This window comes from Sphingobacterium bambusae (assembly GCF_033955345.1).
GTDB lineage: Bacteria > Bacteroidota > Bacteroidia > Sphingobacteriales > Sphingobacteriaceae > Sphingobacterium > Sphingobacterium bambusae.
In genome coordinates, this window is sequence record NZ_CP138332.1 from 4,645,371 (window position 1) to 4,667,282 (window position 21,912).

Genomic DNA, 21,912 nt, shown 5'->3' on the forward strand with positions numbered 1-21,912 from the left:
AAAAGAAAATATTGTCTACTGTTATTTATAATTATTCTAAACAATATTGTACATTTGCAGACCTCACACAATGGAACAGGCATGGTTGGATATTCGGAATGGCGATAAGCAGCGTTTTATAATGCTGTACGATGCACTGTATGAGCCGCTGTTTCACTATGCGCTATCTCTGTGTAAAGATCGCGAAATGGTAAAGGAGTGTATTCACCTGCTGTTTTGCGAACTGTGGGAATCGCGCGAGCGGCTGCCGGAAGATGTGCGAGATCCCAAATTTTACCTTTTTACTTGGCTCAAGCGTATTGTTTTTAGGCAGTTGAAATCGGCACCGATCATGGTTTCGGACTTTGTTGAGGAACCGGCAGAGGAGTCTTTTGAGGACCAGCAGATTGCGATGGAACAGGCCTACGAAATGCAGCAGAAATTAAAAGAGGCTCTCGCAAAGCTGACCAAAAAGCAGCAGCGCTATATCGACCTCAAATTTTTCCAGAACAAATCGTATGAAGAGATTGCCGCCTTAGAAAATGCTGCTGTCCGTACGGTTTACAACGTTATTTACGAGGCTATAAAAAACCTTCGCGGGCAAGCATTCCTACTGCTGCTGCTTAGTGGAAGGCTTTGGTAAGCCAAGGTCTAATCGTTGTCGTAATAGCGCAGTTCTACGTTTTCATCCGGAAGAACCACGTGCTTGCGAAAGGTTAAGCCAAGTCTCTCGATTAGTTTCTGTGATGCGTAGTTGTCTTGCGTGGTGATGGCCGAGATACGCTTAACGCCATACCGCTCTCCAATGGTTTCTTTGAGATGAGCCGCTGATTCGTAGGCATAGCCTTTGCCCTCATAGGCTTCGAGAAACGAAAAACCAATATCCATCACATCCAATCCTTCGCGTTCAAAGATGCCTACAGCACCGATTTTTTCTTGGGTCTCGCGCAAAACAACCACATAGTTTCCAAAGCCCAGCTTATCAAATTGTGGACGGAAACGATTTTGTATATACTGCTCCGCATCTTCTATTGTACGGAGGTTTCGATCGCCAATAAATTGGATAAACTTAGGCATATTATACAGTTGTAAGAAAAACGCTGCGTCCTCACGCGAGGCCGGCTTCAAAATTAGTCGCTCCGTTTCAAAATTCTCCATTCTCTGATTTGTGCTTATATATGCTAAAGATATTGTTTTTCTACGCAGCTTTAGCATAGGCTATTATTTCTTCTTGTATTCGTTGCTCATTGTGAGCTGTCTCCGCAAAATTAGTTGGGTTTTTTTTAAATTAATTTATTGTAAATAAGTGTCTTGAGTTTTTATTTGAATTTTTTCTAAATAAAAACAGGTAAAAAATAAGGTTTTTCTACACTTCCCTATAAACACAGGCTGTATGAACATGGATAACCCAACTGTAGAAGAGCTGATCAGCGATCAATCGTTCATCGACTACTGTTTGCAAGACGACGTCGTTGCGACAGATCGATGGGAGCGGTGGTCGCAAGATGATCCGACACGTAAAAAGTTGCTTGATGAAGCCAAACAGCTGGTTATAGCGTTGGCCTCGCGGCCCACGGTAGAAGAGATATCTGTGGAAAGAGCTAGGCTGCTTAGATTTTTAGATCAGCAAGAGAGCACGCATCGACGACCCCTGCGCCGCCTAGCAACCCGACGTTGGATTGCTGCGGCGAGCATCGCATTGGCCGTAGGGTTGGGAGCGATATGGTACTTTCGTCGTCCCACGGCAGTTGACGAGGCTAGCGTGGCACTGCTGAAACAGATGGTGCCTGCCGGCAAACTCATGAACCTACGTTTGGCGGATGGCACAGAAGTACGGCTGAGCTCAACATCTACCTTTGCCTATCCGGCTGCTTTCTCGGATAGCATACGTGTGGTACAGCTGCAGGGCGAGGCTTTCTTTGATGTGGCACATGATGAGACAAAGCCCTTCATCATCCAAACGGGTGATTTCTCGATCCGTGTGCTGGGTACAGCTTTTAATGTGCATGCTTTTGAAGAGGATGGGCAGCTACAGGTTTCCCTCTTTCGGGGGAAGGTTGAAGTGTCTAACCAACAGCTGAAGCAGCTGTTGGAACCAGGACAGGCATTTGTCTATAATAAAGACCATAAAACATTTAAAGTCGAGCCCTTTGATGCTGATCGCGAGCGAGAACGTATAGAAGGTACCCTCTTCTTTGATAACGCGGATTTCCCCGAAGTAGCACGGCAACTGCGCCGCAAATATGGTATTGAGGTGCAACCGAATGAGGGTGTACATTTAGCATTTTCCGGTACCATACAACATGAAACCCTCGAGCAGGTGATTGAAAAGCTCAATTTTACAACGAATTACCACTTCCTACTAGAATCGAATACCCTTATTGTTAAACAAAAATAAAAAATGAACAAGTACGCCCGTGTATGTCTGACGCAAGCATGCACATTATTATTAACCGCCGTACTTTCGCTCAGTAGTTTTCATGGTTACAGTCAACAACTACTTCGTGTCGAAAGTAAGAATCAACCCCTACGCGCTGTTTTTGAACAGATCGAACGACAAGCCGGATATAGCTTTCTCTATGACGCAAGCCTCATCCACACGGATAAAAGATTGAGCATCACGCTGCAGGGAACCTTGCAGCAGGTGCTGCAACAGCTGGAAGATCACCTCGGGCTGGATATGGAGATTGCTGGGCGCAACATCTTGGTGGCCAAATCTGCTGTAGCCCAGTTGTCTGGGCGTATTGTGGATGAAGCAGGCCAACCATTGCCCTATGTATCCGTGTTCTTGAAGGAGCTCAATCAATACTATGTGACCGACAAGCAAGGGAACTTTCAATTTAAGTATGCGACGCAGCGCTTAAAGGACGCTCACCTTACGGTATCTATGATCGGTCGGCAAGGTAAAACTGTTGATGTCGACTTGCGTGGAGGAAGTAAAACCTTGCCTGCTATCAGCCTGCCGCTACTGAGCGTGGGGCTGGAAGAAATTGCCGTTGCGCCTCAGGTAAACAAAAATTTGGAAAGCAATAGCTCACTCTACATCAACCGTGAGGTAATTGAGCAGTCGGGTGCACTAAGCTTAAACGACCTCCTGAACCTTGTACCTGGCCAAAAGATTGCGCCGCCTTCCCTGCAACAGGTGCAACAGGCTAATTTGCGGGGCGCATCACTATCAACTGGCAATTCGCACACCCGAGATGCTTTTTCACTCAACAATTCCTTTGGTGTAGCCGTCATTATGGATGGGATTGCCCTATCCAACAATGCCAATATGCAGACACGAAACCCGGGACTTGACGGTATGGGGTCGTCCTATGTTTTTGGAGCATCATCGGGCCTTTACGGTAGTGATAATAGACTTAGCAATTATACTGGAGACTATACCTTTGGTGGTACCGATCTGCGGCAGATAGCGGTAGATAATATTGATAACATCGAAGTAATAGCGGGGATTTCCTCTGCCAAATATGGCGATATGACCAATGGTGCCATTGTTATCAACCGCATGGCGGGATATACACCTTTTACATTTAATGTACAGTTGCGCGACAATGCAACTTCTTATGGCCTGAATAAGGGCTTTCAAACCGCGAAACTCGGGGCATTCACCATTGGAGGTAATTTTACACGCTCTTTCCAAGACAACCGCGATAAGCTAAAATCCTATGATCGTATCGGTACAAACCTGATGTGGACAACCTCCGCCGGCGTCAATAGAGCATTTACCAATACCTTTGCCGTAGATTATGGCAAAAACCTCGATCGTGTCTTGGTCGATCCCGATGATCCTACGGCCAGCATGGTACGCTTCAAGTCGTCCAACTTTTCGGCCAGCAACCGAACAAACTATCGCGTGGAGAACAGTTTCCTGACCAACATCGGATTAAACCTGCGCTATAGCCAAAACTATCAAAATACCTACAAGGAGGAACATAAAAATGGTGCTTTTGTCGTGTATACCGATGCTACCGAGACGGGCGTTACCGAGGGTACATACGCGCCGGGAATCTATACCGCTGTGACCAATATAGAAGGAAAGCCCATCGATTTTTCTGCCCGTTTTGATCTTACAGGAGCTTATGCTACGGGCAGCATCATGCACACCCTCACGTTTGGTAGTAATTTTAACTACTCCAAAAATATGGGGCGCGGGCAGCTTATAGATCCTACACGCCCACGGCAGAATACATGGACATCTACGGGCAGCAGCAAGTCTGAGCGCTACTATGATTTCTCCATGATCCATGCACAGCAGCAATTGGGTTTCTACGTGGAAGATGTCTTTACAGCCTACTTGGCAGATAAGCCTTTGAACGTGCGAGTAGGTTCGCGGATGGACCTCTTCGAACGTTACCTTACTGCGTCGCCAAGGGCCAATCTGAACTATGAAATTACGCCCGATCTGCGCCTTGGCCTAGCCTATGGATTCGGTAGCAAAGCGCCTGCACTGGCACAGTTATATCCCGGCCCCTTATTTTATGAAATTCCCCTCTTTCAATATACAGCCGTGAACGATAATGGGGCAATAGATGAGGCCAACTCCCTGTATCTGCTTTATGTAGATCGGTATATGCCGGACAATTCCAACCTCAAGCCCTCATCATCCCAACAGTTGGAGTTTTCAGTGGCCTATGCCAAGCGTGGATTCAAATGGAACATCAACATTTATGATAAGCGGACATTTGGCGACATCGCTACCCGGGTAGACTATGAGACCATCTTTCTCGATCATTATACGGCCAATCCTGATGCTGCGGCCGAGTTGCCCTATATCATTGATGGCGAAAAACAATATCGGTTAACAAGACGAACTTTTGCCAACGGCAGAAAGACCGTGAACAATGGGGTAGAGCTATTGCTTTCTACACCGAAGTGGGATGCCATACAGACATCCTTCAATATACGCGGCGGTATTACTCGTTCTACCTACTATCCGCTGGAGGGAACGTCTAACCAACAGATATTTACCAACCCCGGCACCGATCCTGGTTACGCTACAGTAGGGATATACCCCTTGCTTGCGCGCACCACTTGGTCTAGCAATGCGGCCCTTACCAGTAGTACGCATATTCCATCGGCCAAATTGCTGATAAACTTTGTCTCGGAATTTAACATATTGAACAAAACGAATACGAGCGAGCGTGACGGTATACCTATTGGCTACTACACGGCCGATGGTACTTATTTCCCGATTAATACTTTTGATGAGAGTAACGCGAACTACGCGCATCTTTTGCGGCCGTTAGAATTGATCAACAATCAGAATCAGCCCGGCGTTTATACAAATTTCCACCTCAATATTTCCAAGGAAATATCCAAGCGGCTAACGCTAGCATTCAACGTATACAACGTTTTCAACTATCGTCCGCAATACGTACGGTCAGACAATACATTGATTATCCCGAACAGCAAACCTACCTATGGTGCGCAACTTCGCTTAAAATTATAAAGACATGCATAAGCTTACTATTTTTAGATTTCTTTTCTTTGGCCTACTCATCATGCTAGGAGGTTGCCAAAGAGATGTGTTTCCAGAGAATAAACCAGTAGATATACAGATTAAAGCCAGTTTCTTGAGTGAAGAATATGGCGCTAAGCTACCGTTAGATAGCATTGTGGTGAGCGTTTTTGATCCAGAGGGGCGGTTGGTATTTCGGGATTCACTACAGCCCGAGGGTACTTTTAGTGTGAAAAGCCTCGCGCCAAATGCTTATACGTTGCAAGCTACGGCCGTGTTCAAGAAAGAATACTTTAATGATCTTTTTGATCTCGATGAAGACTTTGATGTATCCTTTAGCTCACAGGCTACCCGCTTTGAAATCAACGAAAGCTCCAGCAAAGAATTTGAGCTGGGCTTGCTGAACGGAAGTTACGGCGCGCTGGTCATTAAGCAAATTTACTATGCGGGCTCGCATGCCACTCAAGGTGCTAGTTTTCGTGATCAATTTATCGAGATATACAACAATTCAGAGATTGTGCAATACGCCGATAGCTTATACATAGCGGAGGCATTTGGTGCGAATAGTAAAAGTACGAATTACGTCTACCTGCCCAATAGCATGCAATATGATTGGAGCAAATCCTACGGCATGCCTTCTAACATCAAAGCCAATGAAGATTATGTATACGCAGCAACGATACTGCGCATACCGGGCAGCGGCACTGACTACCCGATTTTGCCCGGAGAAAGCATTGTGTTGGCGGCCACAGCGGCGAACCATAAATCGCCCTATCAAGGAACGGATGGTAAGACGATTTCCGTTCAAAATCCAGATCTAACAGTGGATTTGAGTCAGGCTGATTTCGAAGCACACTACGCCACCGAAGAGGGCGTGACGCGGCCACTGGCATCTGACGTGGATAACCCCAATGTACCCAATGTCGTGGTGGTAAGGCGTAGCAATGGCACAGACCTCATCATGAGTCAAACAGGACAGGATAGTTGGATTATATTTAGGGATGCCGGTATGGGGGAGGTCAAAACTTGGAAGACATACGACCGTCCGTATACCGATGGTCGGGTAACGACTGCAGGAACGTATGTACAGATACCCGTAGCAAATATCATAGATGCCGTGGAATTACAATCCTCTACATCGACCCAATATCCCAAACGGCTAAATGCAAAAACCGATGCCGGCTTTATCGCCGTAACCGGTGGACAGCGCTCTTCCAATTCGGTAATCCGTAAGACAAAAGAAATCGTCAACGGCAGACGCATACTGAAAGATTCCAACAATTCTACCGAAGACTTTACCTCTATGAAGGCCGCACCGAAGGGATTTGCCGATTAGAAGCTTATTATCTAGCAGTTCAATGAAAAAGCAATATATTATCTATACAATAGCACTTGTAGCAACACTGTTCTTTAGCAAAGGGCATGCACAGGAAAACGACACGCGGGACAGTTTACAGCGCAAAGTTCGTTACTTCTCAGTCGATAACCCGATGTGGCTCAAAGAATCTGTCGAGGCTCGTCAGACCCTTTTACAGCTTGGCTATGGCACACAGGCGGGAGACTATCGTGCGGCACAGGATGCGCAAAAAGCACGAAACATCAATTTCAACAGCGAAGGTAGCGTGACGGTTAAAGACGTTAGGTTATGGGGGCGCTTTGCCTATAGCAACACGATCGAAGACAGCACACGCTTTGGCCACAAGACACGCCACAATCCCTCGTCGCCCTGGTACTTCGGTTCATATGGATACAACCACTACGAGCGCACGAACTACAACATCCAAGCACGCGGACAGCGGTACTTTGCCAAAGATAGATTCTCCGTATTCGGTGGGCTTGATTACCAGATCGGAAACCATTTCAGTAACAATGACCCGCGAGGCAATATCGATGAGATTCAGGTAAACGGCAGGTTGGGCTTGAGTGCCAAGCTGGGCAATACAGTAGAACTGGGCGTGGAAGGACACTACGGCTACGGACAAGAAAATGTCGAAATTGCATTTCGGGATGATCAACGCGCACTAGTGGCGGTAGAATCGCCCTATCTTAACTATATCGTTCGCGGCTATGGCTGGAAGCTCGAAGATTGGCTGCTGGAAAAAGATATGAACTACCAAAACGATATGAAGCGTTATGGCGGCGCGCTTTACCTATCTTGGCAAAGTGATTTAGGAAAGTTTTATGGTAAGGCACAGTATGGCGAGGAGGAGCAGGCATACAGCCAAGTGTTGCGCAACCAATCGCGCAACAACGCTTTGGATGACTACCGCCTCAAGAAGCTCAACTATGAATTATTGTGGGATTTGCGACGGGATAACAAACGCTATATGGCGCATCTTAAATCCGCAAACAACCGGGGGAAGGACAAGGTTATCGAGAGTGGAAATGCAGCGAATTATGCTTATCAATATGATGCGCACAGCTTGAATCTTTCTTACCAAGTGCTGCAGCAACGTTGGCAGCAGCTCTACGAAGCTCGTGTGGGTTTGACAAATGAGGTGCGCCGCGATGGAGGCATCAGTGCTACTTTTGATTACAGCCGACTAGACCTTAGCCTGTCCAGCCTGTTTACCTATCAGCTAAGCGCTGAACAGCATATCGAGTTGGGGCTGTCCGCATTATATAGCCAAAATACGGCCATGCACTGGAGCCTACCCGCCATCAACGAAAACATTTTCCATCAGTACGTCTTCTACCATGATATTATCTATAACCAAGCAGATACTTGGGGCGGGAGGGTACACCTAGGCTACAGACAGCCGTTGAACAACAAGAACTTTTTACGGCTTACGGCAGATGGGGGCTATACGAAAGCCGTCAACCTGCCCGAGTTAAGCCGCACGACGCTGTCGCGTCCAGAAACCGAACGCTACGATATGCGTGTAACACTGGCGTTTGGCTTTTAGGTCATATGCTACAAAAAAGAGAAGAGAGCAGGTGAAAACAAAAAAAATCATAGCGGCATCGGTTTGCACCATGCCGCTATTTATCCTATCCTTTATATCGCAGACGATAGCGGATTACAGCTTGGCGGAACTTCGGCGCTTATACAGCAGCGGTAATGCCGCATCGTGGCCAGCGCCGCATATTGATGAATCTGTAAAGCCTTATTTTAAAGAAATTGGCGCTTTGCCGGCTGTCAGCTATCCGGATTACAATCCCTACAGCAAGGAAAAGGCACAGCTGGGTAAGCTGCTATTTTTTGACCCACGGCTGTCGGCCTCGAAGCAGATTTCCTGTGCCAACTGCCATGAACCACAGTTGGGTTTCGGTGATGGAAAAAGTCTAGCGAATGGACATGGGCGCCGTGTGGGTAAGCGTAATGCGATGACGCTCTACAATGTGGCGTTTTACAACAGTTTTATGTGGGATGGCAGAGCCCAGACCTTGGAAGATCAGGTGTTGCTGCCCACGCAGGACCACGTAGAGATGGCTACTTCGCTGGATACCTTGGTGGCGCACGTACAGGCGATAAAGGGCTATGGCCACTATTTCGAGCAGGCATTTGGAAGCCCCGAGGTCAGCTTATCACGCATACAGTATGCCTTGGCAACCTTTGAGCGCGGCATTGTGAGCTACCCCAGTAAGTTTGATCGTTTCATCAAAGGCGACGCAAAGGCGCTAACAGACCAAGAACTTAGCGGATTGCACCTGTTTCGAACCAAGGCGCGCTGCATTAATTGCCACCACAGTGCTTTGTTCTCAGACAATCGCTTCCATAATGATGGGCAGGCGCTTTACGGAAGTCGGCAGCAGGACTTTGGACATTACCATCTCAGCGGGAAACAGGAGGATATCGGTGCTTTCCGCACGCCCTCACTACGTGATGTAGCACTCACTGGCCCTTGGATGCATCACGGTAATTTTCCCACGCTGCGCGATGTGGTGGAGCTCTACAACCTCGGTAATCCGGCGCCTATTCAGCGGCACGTTAAAGTGGATGAAAGCAAGCGTCCTATCCCTTCGCCCTTGCTCCAAAAGCTGTCGCTAGACAAAGAGGAAGTAGATGCGGTACTGGCCTTTCTGCAGACGCTGAGCAGTGGCACACAAAGGCGAATGGCGCATCCTGAACTCCCTGATATGGAGTAGACTAGCGCCCCATTGTTGAGCGAAGGTAAAAATAAAGGTGTTTGCAAAGGGGAAGCATGCAGGCTGCTGAAAAAGGAATTACCTTTGGGCGCAAAATAAATAGGCCTTTGTCTGCTGCTGTGGAAGCGGATGCTGGCGACGATTGGATGAACATGCGGATATTAGTGGTTGAAGACAACGAGAGGGTGTCTACCGTTTTAAAAAAAGGCTTGCTTAGTCAAGGCTATCAGGTGAATCTTGCGGCTGATGCCGAGACGGCCCTAAAGATGGTGACGCTGTTGGAATACGATCTGTTGATCGTAGACATCATGCTACCGCGCATGAACGGCATAGCCCTGAGCAAACGATTGAAAACGGATTTTCCGAAAACTCCTATTATCATGCTGACGGCGCTCGGGCAAATCGATGAAAAAATTGCTGGTTTTGATGCCGGCGCGGATGACTATATGGTGAAACCCTTTGACCTTCGCGAGCTCTATGCACGGGTGGCGGCGGTGTTACACCGAAATCGCGAGTTTAATGCCGGTGTGCAGGCAGACCATTTGGAATATGAAGGATTGACCATTGATCTGCGGAGTAAAGCTGTGCTGCGCGAAGGGCGATCAATCAAGCTGACACCGAAGGAGTTTGACCTCTTGGCTTTCTTTATGCGGCATCCGGATACGTTGTTGGAGCGCGAGGAGATTGCGCGCAATGTGTGGGGAAAAAACTTTGATACGGGTACGAACTATATCGATGTTTATATCAATTATCTACGCAAGAAAATGGACAAAGATTTTATCTCCAAACTAATTCATACGCGTTCTGGACATGGTTTTATGCTATCTAAAATGCCATGAAAATAGCCTCCCGCACCGCGCTCGTGTTTACGCTCTTCTCGGCGACGATACTCTTTCTCTTTGCTTACAGCATCTATTTTCTATCCGAACGGAATAGGGAAGAGGAATTTGTGGATCGCCTGCGTTATAAAATTACTTGGCGTGCAGAATTTATCTTCGACGCACAGGTCAATGAATCACAAATACGACACATCCACGAACAAAACAAGCGCTTGATTAATGAAGCACAGATTACTGTGTTTGACGAAGATTTCAAGCTGCTCTTTGCCGACTATGGCGAAGAGCCTTATGACATTGGGCTGCTTAGTGATGTATGCACGAAAAATTACCATACATGGAGTAAGGGCGGACAGTTGTATATGGCCTTACATTATCCGTTTCATGGACGGAAGTACTACATGATTGGCCATGCCTACGATCAAACCGGTCATGCCCATATCCAAGGGTTGCGGCATATGCTGATCAGCATATACGTTATCGCGATTGTGGTTATATTCTTTGCTTCTTTCTTTTTTGCGCAATATATACTACAACCTATCAAGCATATCATCAACGAGATTCGAGATGTGTCGGAGCACAACCTCAGTAAACGCGTGTATTATCGAAAGGCTAAGGATGAGCTTTCAGAACTTATAGACACCTTCAATGACACCTTTAACCGTTTGGAACGCTCCTTCAATAACCAACGTCATTTTGTATCCATTATATCGCACGAATTTCGTACGCCCCTTGCCGCGATGATCGCTGAACTGGAATTGGCCAAAGAACTGAATACTGATGTGGAGGAATACCGAAAATCGGTAGATACGGCACTCGCCGATGCCAAGGAAGCCAGCCTGTTGTCGGCGGCGCTACTGGATTTTGCACGCTCCAACTATGATAGCTCCCAAGTGAGCTTCTCGGAGCTTCGTTTGGACGAGATATTGATTGATGCTAAACTACTTGTCTTGGAAAAAAATAAGGATTATCGAGTCAGCGTGTCCTTTGATACCAGTACTGGAGATGACGATCAAGAAGAAATTTTGGTGTTTGGCAACGCGTACTTGCTTAAAATAGCGTTTGCGAACTTAATCGAAAATGCCTGTAAATATAGCGCGGATAAACATTGTTTGACACGTATCATGTCTAACGGTGAAACCGCCTCCGTAGCATTTGTTGACCAAGGCGTTGGTATAGAGCCTGCGGAATTGCCCCTTATCTTTAATCTTTTTTACCGCATTGATGCTACCGCCTCTCAGGCGGGACACGGGATTGGTCTTTCTATTGTGCAGCGTATTGCGGATATGCACAAAGGGAGGCTCACGGTAGATTCGGTAATCCATAAGGGATCTACTTTTACTTTTCAACTGAACCGTATTCCTTAGCGCGATCTAACTCGGGGATAAGGCTTTTTATTTATTTTTTTTAAACACTTTTTAAATTCATACAGTTTTTAGTTGAATTTGTGTGTTTTTTTAGTTTTATATTTTAAGGTTGTCTTACAGTTTTCTTGTTTGCTATTACCTTCGTGATCTGAACTTTTAGCCTCAATCAATGGGGCGCCTTTCTTTTTCTAATACTTTTCTAATAATTCCACTTTTGCATTCACGGTAGTTTTGTCTTAACAAAAAGAACAACAATAACAGACAGATTATCATGAATAGAAAGCAGCTGCTTGCAGCGTTAATGTTAGGCATTGGTGCTGTTGGTGCGAGCAAGGCACAGACCAATGATTTTGGAAATCCAAAGTTGGTACATTTTCTCAATAAAGAGCATACCCGTTTTATCAGTTTTAGTGGCTATGCCGAGCTCTGGGCTCGATACAGCCAACTGAACCCAGGAAGCTTGGTCAACAACGAAGAGGTGGGAAGCGTTTCAGATCTCTCCTTGCGCCGAATACGTGCTAAGATGACCTATAAACCTACGGAACACCTGTATTTCGTGTTGCAGATGGGGCCAACGAATGTGAATGTCAATAGCAAGACAAACACTTATATGGACCTGCTGGATGCCTATGCGGAATATAGCTTCAGCCCTAAAATTGCTTTTGGGGCGGGTCGTTCTACCTGGCGTGGTCTTTCTCGGTTTACAACTGGTCCGCAGGCCACCTTGCTATACGACCTGCCGCTCTATGCGACCTCCAATACCGGTGTCACGGATATGGTGGTTCGGGAGATGAGCGCCTATATCAAAGGTCAGTTGGGTCGCTTTGACTACCGCTTGGTGCTGGCCGATCCATACACAGCCAGCATGTCCGATCCGCAGCTGAACAAAGCAACCTTTAGTAAAAATGAAGCACAGAAGGATGTTTCCGGATATTTTCGCTATGCCTTTTTTGATAAAGAAAGCAACGAGACGCCCTTCAATGCGGGTACTTATTTAGGCAAAAAGAAAGTACTGAGCCTAGGAGCCGGTTTTGAATACATGCACAACGCGCTTTGGCATGCGGACGCGACGCAAGCGGTACATCAAGATGATATGAAAAGCGTCGCTATCGACCTTTTCTACGATGCGCCCTTAAATAAAGAGAAGGGAACTTCGATCAGCGCCTACGGCATGGCGATGCACAATGATTATGGCCCCAATTACCTACGGTTTTCGGGGACCAACAATCCGGCTACGGGTGTGGCGGCAGCGAATGCCAGTCTCAATGGCGCGGGTAATGCGCTGCCTACCGCCGGAACAGGTAACACCTTTTATGCGCAGCTAGGCGGTACGCTGCCTTATTTCAGCGAGAAGAACCATAACATACAGCTGCAACCGGCGGTGTCTGTACAGCTGGCCAATTACGAGGCGTTAAAGGACAATAGCGCTATTTATGACGCCGGTGTTTCCTTACTTTTTCATGGCAATAGCAGTAGGCTCACTTTTGATGCCCAAAATAGACCGATTTACACGTTAAATGCAGCCAATGAAGGGGTGGTGACGGATCACAAATGGGCCTTTGTCCTTAAATATAGAATAGATTTTAATTAACATAATATGAAAAGAAAAGATTTCATCCAAACGCTAGGAACAGCTAGCGTACTAGGCTTGGCTAGTTCCAAATTGATGGCGGCATCTGGCATCAAGAAAACAAAAAAAGTGTACTTCCATTACCTGCTTTTTTGGCTCAAACCGGGGCTGTCGGAAACAGAAGTGGCAGACTTTGCCCAGTTTTTTGAGGGTCTGAAAAAGCTTCCTTATGTAAAAAATGTGCGTTATGGGAAGCCGGCAGCTTCCAGCCCGCGCGCAGTGCTCGACAATAGTTTTTCCTACAATGCGTCCATGGAATTTGACAGCCTAGAAGAGCTCGAAGCCTATGGTAAACTGCCCGCACACTTGGCACTCGTAGCCAAATACAAGCCTTACCTCGAAAAGATGATGGTACACGATACGGTTTTTGAAGGATAATAATACAGTGAATAATAATACAATAAGAACAATAATAAAGATGAAAATGCAATCTAAAATTTCTATGCTTCTTGCCTGTTTAGCATGTAGCGTATTGACCGGTAAAGCACAAGAAAATCACGGTAAAATTACCGCCGTAAAAGTGGAGGAGAGCGAGGGGAGGATGCCAGCCATCCGTCTTATTAATAATGCCGACGGGAGTTGCACCTTCGAAGAAGGATATATACCTACTTTGAAACATGCGAGTACAACTACTTTTTGGAGTAGTAACAAAACGGAAGATTGGGAGAAAAATGCACACCCTGCCCCTAGAAGGCAATATGTTGTTACCCTGAAAGGAAAAATCCGTTTTAAAGTCAGTGATGGTTCCACATTTGTGATCAAGCCCGGCGTTATTCTGCTTGCTGAAGACTTGAAAGGTAAGGGCCACAGCTGGGAAATGGTGCATACCAAAACATGGGAGCGCTTGTACATTCCGATCACCGAAGGGGCAGACGATTTGTTTGTCGCCAAACTGGACGACTAAGGTCATCGATTACTTCTTGCAGATCCGGGCTATGCTTAGCCCGGATTTTTTTTGTATTTTGCAAGGCAACTAAAATAAATCTAACATGCCACAGAGCCGATCAACTAAAACGTTTTCTCTGCAATTTATTCTGCTTACCTGTCTCGTTTGCTACAGCTTATTTTGTGTTGGGCAGCCAGCTACAATAAAAGGCGATTATCCTGATCCTACAATCATTTACAGCAAGGGCAAATATTACAGTATAGGCACATCCAGTGAGTGGGGGCCACATTTTCCGATTTACGAATCCAATGATCTTCGGCAGTGGAAACAAACCGGCTTTTTGTTTAACGAAACACCCGACTGGGCACAATCGTCTTTTTGGGCGGCCGAGTATTTTTATCATGAGGGCTTATATTATGTTTATTATTCCGCAAAACGAAAATCGGATGGTGTCTCTTGCATCGGTGTAGCGACTTCAAAGTTCCCTGATCGTGACTTTGTGGATAGGGGTATTGTGGTGGACTATGGTAGTGAGTCTATTGATGCATTTGTGGTTCGTGAAGGAAAGGATCTTTATATGACTTGGAAAGCTTACGGCCTAGATGAGCGACCGATTGAACTGTTAGGAAGCAAGCTTTCCAGCGATGGTCTGCGTTTAGAGGGCGAGCCGTTTTCTTTGTTGATGGACACGGCACGAGTGGGCATCGAAGGGCAAAGTTTTCTGAAAAACGACGGCTACTATTATATGTTTTATTCCGCAGGTGCCTGCTGTGGCGTTAACTGCGATTACCATGTGAAGGCTGTACGTGCTAAGAACATCAAGGGACCATACGAACATGTGGGAACGAAGGTACTGTTAGGAGAAAATAACGACTGGAAATGCATGGGTCATGGTACCTTCGTCGAGGGAAAAGATGGACAGCTTTACTACCTGTTTCATGGCTACAGCAAAACCGGTACAACGTATACCGGGCGGGAGGGACTGTTGGCTCAACTCGATTGGGCTGATCAAGGTCAACCAACTTTTACTTTTCTGCCTGCGACATCAAAGGAGACAACAGAGAAAATGCATATTGATTTTCGTAAGAAAAAGCCCGTACAGTCCTTTTGGCAATGGGACTTTCGCTATGCTTCACCGACGATAAACTATGGGAGGGCAGGATTGGAATTGAGCGGCCATAGTGCAGCGGATAACCCAACGGGTGTGGTGCTTGCTTGGCGCCCCAGCAGCCTGCGTTACAGGTTAGAAACGGTGGTTGATCTTGGTAGCAGTAGTGTCGCCGCGGCCAAAGGACTGGTTATCTACGGGGATAAGGATCGATCTATAGGATTAAGTGTCAAAGGGAATACGGTCGAATTTTGGCGCATGGACGGAGGCAAAAGGCAGCAGCTGGCTACTGGGACTGTACCCGTAGAAAACGGAACGCTACATTTGCGCTTGGAGCTATGTGAAGGGTTGCGCTGCAGAGCTTACATCGGGCAGGAAAACCAATGGTCGGAAATAACGGGGAGCGATGCCGCGCTGGCTGTAGTCGATGGGCTTTCGCCTTGGGATAGAAGTCCGCGACCGGGTTTGCTCTTTCACGGTAAGGAATCGGAAAAGGCCGTATTTAGCGATGTAACGCTTACTTCCTATTAAGGCATATAGGCCTAGCAAAACAAAGTTCTATGTTGAGCAAGACTACGTGGTTTTGTTAAGGTCGAAATGCGGGTTGAGGATGAGTCCTATAAAATTGCCCCAAGGATCGCGGACGGTAGCCACAAAGATACCTCCTCCGACTTCGTTTGGGGCTTCTTCGGTTAGCGCACCGAGCGCTAGAAAACGATTGTACGTAGCTTCTATATCATCTACGCCCCAATAAGCAACAACGCTGTTGTTTTTGTGCGCGGCCACTGTGTTGTCTGGCTGCAGCCCCAGTTCGTAGCCAGCAATATCGAAACCTACATAGAATGCTTCGTTAAAATAAGGTTCGGTGTTGAAGGCTTTGCTATACCAACGGGTAGCTTCCTCAAGATCGGTTACCTGATAGATCGTGGTGCGTAAACCTAATATATTGTTTTTCATATCGTATTAACGGATGGTGTAGGGAATTGTTTTTGCTTATATTCTCTAATATTTTACTTATCTTTTGCAGGAAAATTGGAATTATCGCAGCATGAAAAACTTGTTATCTATTCTTCTTATGCAATTACCTGTAGCACTGTTGGCGCAAGATACGCTTTTTTTTGACGCGGATTGGAACGAGACATCGGTAGAAAACCATGTCTATTATCGACTGCTGCCGCAGAAAAAGGTAGGCGAGCTGCTGTTTATCCAAGATTATTACAGAGGGGGAACCTTACAAATGCAAGGCTATGCCTTGGCTTCCGACGAGCAAAGCTATGTGGGGGATGCCTATTGGTATGACGAAGCCGGTTATGACCAATCTACCAAACAATCGTTGAACCGTAGCACGGTGAAAGAACTACGCTACTATCACCCGGATGGTAGTCTTTGGAAGATACAGCACTATGGCGCCGACGGACGTATACAGCGTGTTCGCGTGTATTGGCAAGATAAGGTACTAGCGGCAGGCAAAGTTTCTGCCGGCAACCGCTATAGCGGACATTTCAGTCCGACGACACCCGATCGCTATTACGACGATGACAGCAACGGACAAGAGGTTCTGGAAGAAGTGGCACCGCTTTCACTGGAATCAGAAACAGGAGAGAAGGCAGCAGAAAAAGTAGCTTATACCGAGACGACCTATTGGATGAATGGACAGCGGGCTACCGAGCAGCAGTTTGATCGGTATCACCGCTTACAACATACCAAGCATTGGGATATGGAGGGCAAGCAGCTCAGCACATATAGCTTTGAAGAAGCTGGTACGCGCTTTACCTACTACACTAAAAATGGATTTGCTACCGCCGTTGAATTAATGGAAGAGCGAGAGGAGGGCGAACAGACGAGAAGGACGGTCAGTAACTTTTCTCGCGATGGAAATTTGCTGAGCAAAAGCCTTTTTGTCGATGGCTTGGTGCAGGAAGTTGTTAGTTATCAAGATGGGAAATTATCCAGCACACAAAAATATCGGGATGGTGAGCCCTTTGATGGACTTTTCGTGAATAACCAGGGGGTACGCGCCACCGAATATAGAATGGAGCAGGGAGAAATAGTGGGAGAGATGTTAACTAAGGACCATTTGACGGATACGGTTTTTGCAAAAGGAACCTATCGAGAAGGAAAGCCTTTTGAGGGCTCTTTTTTCCTTACAGATGATACCTACCAGCTACTGCGGTATCGCGAGGGTAAGCAGGATGGTTGGCAAACGGATTACGCTGATTACGTTGGACTGGAATTAGGCGAAGAATATGAGATGAAAGCAGGCGTCAGGGACGGCGTTAGTAGAACCTATCGTGATGGAGAGCTGCTTTTTGAAAGCGTCTATCGTAACGGTGCGGTGTTCAGCGGTACGGTGCTGGAGGGTAACCAAGAGCTTACATACAGCAAGGGGAACTTGGAAAAACGGGTGACCACAGATAGCCGTGGATTAGTGGGCATCACAAAAATCGAAAATTTTATGGACAAACAGCCAACGAGCGTTGTATACAGTGATTTTACAATCGAAGAGAATCCACAAGAAAGCTACACAGGTACCTATCGTGATGGAAAACCGTATGATGGATATTTTAAATTGGACACCTTGGTGGATGATATTGCTTTGGTGAGTTATTTTGAAAAAGGGAAACTACAATGTAAATACTCCTTTGAATTGCTTGAGCAAATGGAGAATTATCTCCACTACACTTACATGCTAAAAACAACCTATGATAAGGGGAAGGTTATAGATGGGCCGGAATACAGGTTGATTGGCCGCGAGCGCCTCTTAACAAGCCATTATGAACAAGGCGAGCTACAGGCCTTCGATGTTAATCTGTTTGCTATGCATTATTTCAATAGGATATCAGCGAAACTCGAGGGGCAGGAAATCCTGCTAACGGAGATGGCTGCGCCGTTGCAGCTTAAGGCCTATGTAAAGGGGGGCGATATCGTTGCGGATTTGATGCGCGACGGTAAAACACTCAAAAGCAGTCGTACAATCCGTGAATTAGTCGAAGGAAGTGCCCATTCTCTTACGCAGTATTACCTAGCGGATAATCAGATAAAAACCTATATCGCGGCAGCGGATTTGGGCGAAGAGCTATTAGACGGTGATGACGAAGGGCAGGATACGGAACAGTCCTTTGTGCGACGGGTGTTTTATCTTTTTCCGATCCAACACTCGAACGATCTACGGGCTGTTTTCAAGCAGCTCTACGAAAACTTTCAACAGGAGCACTTCAATCGCGTTTTTGAAACAAGTATCAATGGAGCGTATCCCGTAAATGAAGAGAACTTTCTGACGATCTTGCAATACGATGCGGTGGGCAAACCGCTTGATGGTATTCGTTTGCAAACGCAAAAGGATGGAAAGGTGCTGGCCGAAGCGTGGGATCAGGGTAAGATTAAAGAAACAAAACTATTTGATTCTATGGCTGATCTACTACAAGACGATAGGAAAGTCTTTCGGGCGCTGGAGTATCGTTTGCTTAATGAATAAGCAGCTCTAAACTGTCCTATTTTGTATGAAAGTAACATGTTTGTAGCGTTTCGACTACAAATTGTTTAAAATATTCATTTTATTTTGAAATTAGGATAGGATTCTTATTTTTGTATGATCTTGTAAATCAATGTGGAAACCTTTATTTGCTGTTTTGTCTTAAAGGAATGTAACGTCGACCTAGCGCATTGGTAGGCTAGTAGACTGTCGTTACAGCTCATGATATTGTATTTTGGTTGATTGGCCTCGGGGAAAGGCCGGACGGCTCCAGTCTTTTGACGGAGCCGTTTTTTATTGATTTTCTTTATTAGGGAGCGAGCTTATACTGCGCTACAAATTGGTTCTTCGCCTCCGCAAATACGCTATCTGCTTGATATACGCTTTGGAAAAGCGCTTGTTTGTTGCGCGTGAGATCCATCAAACGGTCTTGCGCTTTCACTTGCTCGTCACCGCGCGCTTTCAACAATATGGTTTGTTGTTCGATTTCCTCTTTCGCATAGCCATAAAGATCTTTTAGTGCCGTGTAGTATTGTATCGAAGCTTTCTGTAAGGCCGGACCGCGTTTGAGATCTTCAGCGGGTAGGGATTGTATCCTACTAATGATGCTGTCAAACTCGATTTGTTGCTTTCCATTAACAAGCAAAGCGCTGTCAAAGTTATTGTTGATCATATGTTCCAGCTTTTGTGATTCGCTTCCTTTTTCTCCGATCAACATATCGCTGGCTACACGTTCTTGTTGATCGATTGTATCCAAAAATTGTTTGGCAGACCGGTTCTCGCAGGACTGTAAAAAGATAAGCAGCACAATGCTTGCACTGATATAGATTAGATTTTTTTTAGCCATAGCTGTATTTCCAATTGCAGACCCAAATTTACAAAAAGTAGTACAAAAACCTGACCAAGCTATCTATAATACGATCAGTGGGAAAATGAAAGAAAAAAGCACTCTCCCAAAAGCAAAACATTTGGAGGAGTGCAATGAAATCTAGCCAAGCTTTTTTAAGCTATATTGAATCAGTCTACTTGTAGTAGAGGATACACGCGTACATAATCAACTTCAAAGGTGGCAGGTAGTGCACTGTCGTCGATGCCTTTGGCACCTCCCCAGTTGCCACCAATCGCGAGGTTGATAAGCCAGTGGAAGTGTTGATCAAAGGGCCAGGCTTCGAAACCTGTGTGCTCGTTTTCAACATGAAAGATCTCCACGTCATCGACAAATCCTTTAATATAAGTAGGTGTCCAATCTACGCGATAAAGATGGAATTCATCAGCTGCAGCGGAGATCTTCGTGCTTGCTGTCTTTTGTGTGTTAATGGAATGATGATAGGCCTTACTGTGTGTCGATATATGGACAACGTCCTGATCATAGCCGACATGTTCGAGGATATCGATTTCCCCCGAGTTGGGCCAACCGCCATACTTCCAATGGGAGGGGAGCATCCAAACAGCAGGCCAAGTGCCCCTTCCAAGGGGAACTTTAGCTCTCGTTTCAAAGCGTCCATAAAGGAAATCGCCTTTTCCCTTACTATGCAGGCGCGTAGAGCTGTATGCTTGATCTTTTCCAACTGTTTTATGGGCGGTGATTTTCAGCAACCCATCGCTTACCTGCACGTTCTTTTCATCCGCTTCGGTATAATATTGCAGCTCGTTGTTTCCCCAGCCATTGTATGGAGAGCCTACGTCATAAGACCATTTACTCGTGTCGGGCATGCCCGCTTTCTCAAACTCATCCGCCCAAGATGTGGTCGTTGCAAAGCTGTAGGGCTCTTTCCACGGTTTGGTCGCCTGCGTTGTAGATGCGCCTACGTAAAACGGGATATTCGCGGTGGCGACTTTGTTTTTGCCGTCCGATACATAAGCAAAGATGCGGTATGCGCCTTCTTTTTGTGGTGTTGTGAGGGTTGCCCTATCAAAATTATCCGCCTGTACAGCACTTAAGATAGCTTCGGGTCTGCCTTCGCTATCACCACCCTCTTTCAAGTCCGTACTTTCGTGCAACAACTCCCAGCGCGTGGTCAACTTGTCGTGATTAGGGTCATGTACAAGCAACTCCAATGCGTAAGGTTTATTCGGAGAAAGGTAAATCATGTCCTGTGCTTTTCTGCCATCCAACTGAAAACTTTCGAGCTTCGGCGCTCTGTTTTTCGGATAGTTGCCCGTCCATAGATATTCCATAACATCGACCACTTCATTTTCCTCGCCAGCTTCGGTAAAAAGGCCATACCAAGTGGGGGTACGCTCTTGCTTTTGCCCCCATAAGAACACATAAGAACCCAAACATTGTTTGTCCTGCGCGATGGAAGCTTCATACCTGCTTTTATAGACCTTAGCCTTTTCGCTGCTGCTCTCTTCGATGGACGCCTTCCAAGGGGTCTGTAAGCCCTCCCAATGGCCAGTGGGACCCCATTCGGTTACGATATAGGGTTTTTCCCAACCTACCGTTTTGATCTGTGCCGGCACGTCTGCCAGTCCGCCATATACCTGCACCGAGAGCATATCCAGCGCTGGGCATTTCGCTTTGATCAGATCAATTTCCTTTTGATTGATGCCGGCAAGCATGGTGGTCACCAAATGGTTTGGATCTACTTCGTGGATCATCTGTGCAACAGCATTCACCGCATCCCAAACTTTGGGATTGCTGTAATGTAGGTTCAATTCGTTGCCTATACCCCAAGCTAGCAATGCGGGATGGTCTTTGAACTGTATAATTTCTTGGCGTACACGTGCCAGTTGCTCTTCAACGGCCTTGGTATCGTTGTAGTCAAAGCCGTGGCGCTCTGTGCCCATGCGGATGCCTAAAGTCACCGTTTGCCCCAGTCGTTGCGCCTCGTCCAACAGTTGTGCAGCACCGTCGGTACTCCATGTGCGGATGGAATTTCCGCCCTTTTGCTTTAAACGGTCCATGTAGTTGGTGCCGCCGGCTCCTTTGATAAAGTAGGGCTTTCCTTTGCGCTTTATGCTGTAACCGGCCGCTGTTTTCACGATCTCGACTTTTATAGGCTTCGCCTGCTGCGCCTTGGAGGTAAACCCCAGGAGCAACAGGCAAACTATCGTTGATAAAGCGATTGTGTTTTTCATCAT

General features: G+C 46.4%; 17 protein-coding genes. 13 read left to right on the plus strand and 4 right to left on the minus strand.

Features of this window, described 5'->3' with window-relative positions; translation table 11 throughout:
• The first annotated feature begins 70 nt into the window (after positions 1 to 70).
• Positions 71 to 622: an RNA polymerase sigma factor gene (locus tag SCB77_RS19285; RefSeq protein WP_320183635.1), complete on the plus strand. Its 552-nt coding sequence runs from the start codon at positions 71 to 73 to the stop codon at positions 620 to 622.
• A gap of 8 nt (positions 623 to 630) precedes the next feature.
• Here SCB77_RS19285 and SCB77_RS19290 read toward each other — a convergent pair whose 3' ends face one another.
• Positions 631 to 1,137, minus strand: a complete 507-nt coding sequence (locus tag SCB77_RS19290) for a GNAT family N-acetyltransferase (RefSeq protein WP_320183636.1) — start codon at positions 1,135 to 1,137, stop codon at positions 631 to 633.
• 235 nt (positions 1,138 to 1,372) lie between these two features.
• On the opposite strand from SCB77_RS19290, the gene SCB77_RS19295 reads away from it, so the two are divergent.
• From SCB77_RS19295 to SCB77_RS19345, 11 genes are all read left to right on the plus strand, one after another.
• The gene (locus SCB77_RS19295) at positions 1,373 to 2,377 is read left to right on the plus strand and encodes a FecR family protein (protein ID WP_320183637.1); all 1,005 of its coding nucleotides are present in this window, start codon (positions 1,373 to 1,375) and stop codon (positions 2,375 to 2,377) included.
• Positions 2,378 to 2,380: 3 nt separating this feature from the next.
• Positions 2,381 to 5,431: a TonB-dependent receptor domain-containing protein gene (locus SCB77_RS19300; RefSeq protein WP_320183638.1), complete on the plus strand. Its 3,051-nt coding sequence runs from the start codon at positions 2,381 to 2,383 to the stop codon at positions 5,429 to 5,431.
• 4 nt (positions 5,432 to 5,435) lie between these two features.
• Positions 5,436 to 6,776 (plus strand): DUF4876 domain-containing protein, encoded by a 1,341-nt coding sequence (locus SCB77_RS19305; RefSeq protein ID WP_320183639.1) that lies wholly within the window; start codon positions 5,436 to 5,438, stop codon positions 6,774 to 6,776.
• Positions 6,777 to 6,798: 22 nt separating this feature from the next.
• Positions 6,799 to 8,346: a DUF6850 family outer membrane beta-barrel protein gene (locus SCB77_RS19310; protein WP_320183640.1), complete on the plus strand. Its 1,548-nt coding sequence runs from the start codon at positions 6,799 to 6,801 to the stop codon at positions 8,344 to 8,346.
• Positions 8,347 to 8,377: 31 nt separating this feature from the next.
• Positions 8,378 to 9,529: a cytochrome-c peroxidase gene (locus tag SCB77_RS19315; protein ID WP_320183641.1), complete on the plus strand. Its 1,152-nt coding sequence runs from the start codon at positions 8,378 to 8,380 to the stop codon at positions 9,527 to 9,529.
• A gap of 41 nt (positions 9,530 to 9,570) precedes the next feature.
• Positions 9,571 to 10,368: a response regulator transcription factor gene (locus SCB77_RS19320; RefSeq protein ID WP_320183642.1), complete on the plus strand. Its 798-nt coding sequence runs from the start codon at positions 9,571 to 9,573 to the stop codon at positions 10,366 to 10,368.
• Positions 10,365 to 11,732, plus strand: a complete 1,368-nt coding sequence (locus SCB77_RS19325) for a sensor histidine kinase (RefSeq protein WP_320183643.1) — start codon at positions 10,365 to 10,367, stop codon at positions 11,730 to 11,732. Before SCB77_RS19320 ends, SCB77_RS19325 begins: the two co-directional genes overlap by 4 nt.
• A 271-nt stretch (positions 11,733 to 12,003) precedes the next feature.
• Positions 12,004 to 13,323, plus strand: a complete 1,320-nt coding sequence (locus SCB77_RS19330) for a hypothetical protein (RefSeq protein WP_320183644.1) — start codon at positions 12,004 to 12,006, stop codon at positions 13,321 to 13,323.
• Positions 13,324 to 13,329: 6 nt separating this feature from the next.
• Positions 13,330 to 13,740 (plus strand): Dabb family protein, encoded by a 411-nt coding sequence (locus tag SCB77_RS19335; protein ID WP_320183645.1) that lies wholly within the window; start codon positions 13,330 to 13,332, stop codon positions 13,738 to 13,740.
• A 46-nt stretch (positions 13,741 to 13,786) separates the two neighbouring features.
• On the plus strand, positions 13,787 to 14,266 hold the full coding sequence (locus SCB77_RS19340) for a cupin domain-containing protein (protein WP_320183646.1): 480 nt from the start codon (positions 13,787 to 13,789) through the stop codon (positions 14,264 to 14,266).
• A gap of 85 nt (positions 14,267 to 14,351) precedes the next feature.
• Entirely contained in the window at positions 14,352 to 15,887 is a 1,536-nt protein-coding gene (locus SCB77_RS19345; protein ID WP_320183647.1) for a glycoside hydrolase family 43 protein, read from the plus strand.
• A 42-nt stretch (positions 15,888 to 15,929) separates the two neighbouring features.
• Here the strand turns inward: SCB77_RS19345 and SCB77_RS19350 are convergent, their stop codons facing one another.
• Positions 15,930 to 16,313: a VOC family protein gene (locus SCB77_RS19350; protein WP_320183648.1), complete on the minus strand. Its 384-nt coding sequence runs from the start codon at positions 16,311 to 16,313 to the stop codon at positions 15,930 to 15,932.
• A gap of 91 nt (positions 16,314 to 16,404) precedes the next feature.
• On the opposite strand from SCB77_RS19350, the gene SCB77_RS19355 reads away from it, so the two are divergent.
• On the plus strand, positions 16,405 to 18,831 hold the full coding sequence (locus SCB77_RS19355; protein WP_320183649.1) for a hypothetical protein: 2,427 nt from the start codon (positions 16,405 to 16,407) through the stop codon (positions 18,829 to 18,831).
• A 307-nt stretch (positions 18,832 to 19,138) separates the two neighbouring features.
• Here SCB77_RS19355 and SCB77_RS19360 read toward each other — a convergent pair whose 3' ends face one another.
• Positions 19,139 to 19,675, minus strand: a complete 537-nt coding sequence (locus SCB77_RS19360) for a hypothetical protein (RefSeq protein WP_320183650.1) — start codon at positions 19,673 to 19,675, stop codon at positions 19,139 to 19,141.
• A 170-nt stretch (positions 19,676 to 19,845) separates the two neighbouring features.
• Positions 19,846 to 21,912 carry a family 16 glycosylhydrolase gene (locus tag SCB77_RS19365; protein WP_320183651.1) on the minus strand — a complete coding sequence of 689 codons (2,067 nt, stop codon included), beginning with the start codon at positions 21,910 to 21,912 and terminating at the stop codon, positions 19,846 to 19,848.

What these genes read in the sequence shown, in the direction of transcription:
- SCB77_RS19285 (WP_320183635.1), top strand. Translation starts at nt 71, where the DNA reads ATGGAACAGGCATGGTTGGATATTCGGAATGGCGATAAGCAGCGTTTT.
- SCB77_RS19290 (WP_320183636.1), bottom strand. Translation starts at nt 1,137, where the DNA reads ATGGAGAATTTTGAAACGGAGCGACTAATTTTGAAGCCGGCCTCGCGT.
- SCB77_RS19295 (WP_320183637.1), top strand. Translation starts at nt 1,373, where the DNA reads ATGAACATGGATAACCCAACTGTAGAAGAGCTGATCAGCGATCAATCG.
- SCB77_RS19300 (WP_320183638.1), top strand. Translation starts at nt 2,381, where the DNA reads ATGAACAAGTACGCCCGTGTATGTCTGACGCAAGCATGCACATTATTA.
- SCB77_RS19305 (WP_320183639.1), top strand. Translation starts at nt 5,436, where the DNA reads ATGCATAAGCTTACTATTTTTAGATTTCTTTTCTTTGGCCTACTCATC.
- SCB77_RS19310 (WP_320183640.1), top strand. Translation starts at nt 6,799, where the DNA reads ATGAAAAAGCAATATATTATCTATACAATAGCACTTGTAGCAACACTG.
- SCB77_RS19325 (WP_320183643.1), top strand. Translation starts at nt 10,365, where the DNA reads ATGAAAATAGCCTCCCGCACCGCGCTCGTGTTTACGCTCTTCTCGGCG.
- SCB77_RS19330 (WP_320183644.1), top strand. Translation starts at nt 12,004, where the DNA reads ATGAATAGAAAGCAGCTGCTTGCAGCGTTAATGTTAGGCATTGGTGCT.
- SCB77_RS19335 (WP_320183645.1), top strand. Translation starts at nt 13,330, where the DNA reads ATGAAAAGAAAAGATTTCATCCAAACGCTAGGAACAGCTAGCGTACTA.
- SCB77_RS19340 (WP_320183646.1), top strand. Translation starts at nt 13,787, where the DNA reads ATGCAATCTAAAATTTCTATGCTTCTTGCCTGTTTAGCATGTAGCGTA.
- SCB77_RS19345 (WP_320183647.1), top strand. Translation starts at nt 14,352, where the DNA reads ATGCCACAGAGCCGATCAACTAAAACGTTTTCTCTGCAATTTATTCTG.
- SCB77_RS19350 (WP_320183648.1), bottom strand. Translation starts at nt 16,313, where the DNA reads ATGAAAAACAATATATTAGGTTTACGCACCACGATCTATCAGGTAACC.
- SCB77_RS19355 (WP_320183649.1), top strand. Translation starts at nt 16,405, where the DNA reads ATGAAAAACTTGTTATCTATTCTTCTTATGCAATTACCTGTAGCACTG.
- SCB77_RS19360 (WP_320183650.1), bottom strand. Translation starts at nt 19,675, where the DNA reads ATGGCTAAAAAAAATCTAATCTATATCAGTGCAAGCATTGTGCTGCTT.
- SCB77_RS19365 (WP_320183651.1), bottom strand. Translation starts at nt 21,912, where the DNA reads ATGATGAAAAACACAATCGCTTTATCAACGATAGTTTGCCTGTTGCTC.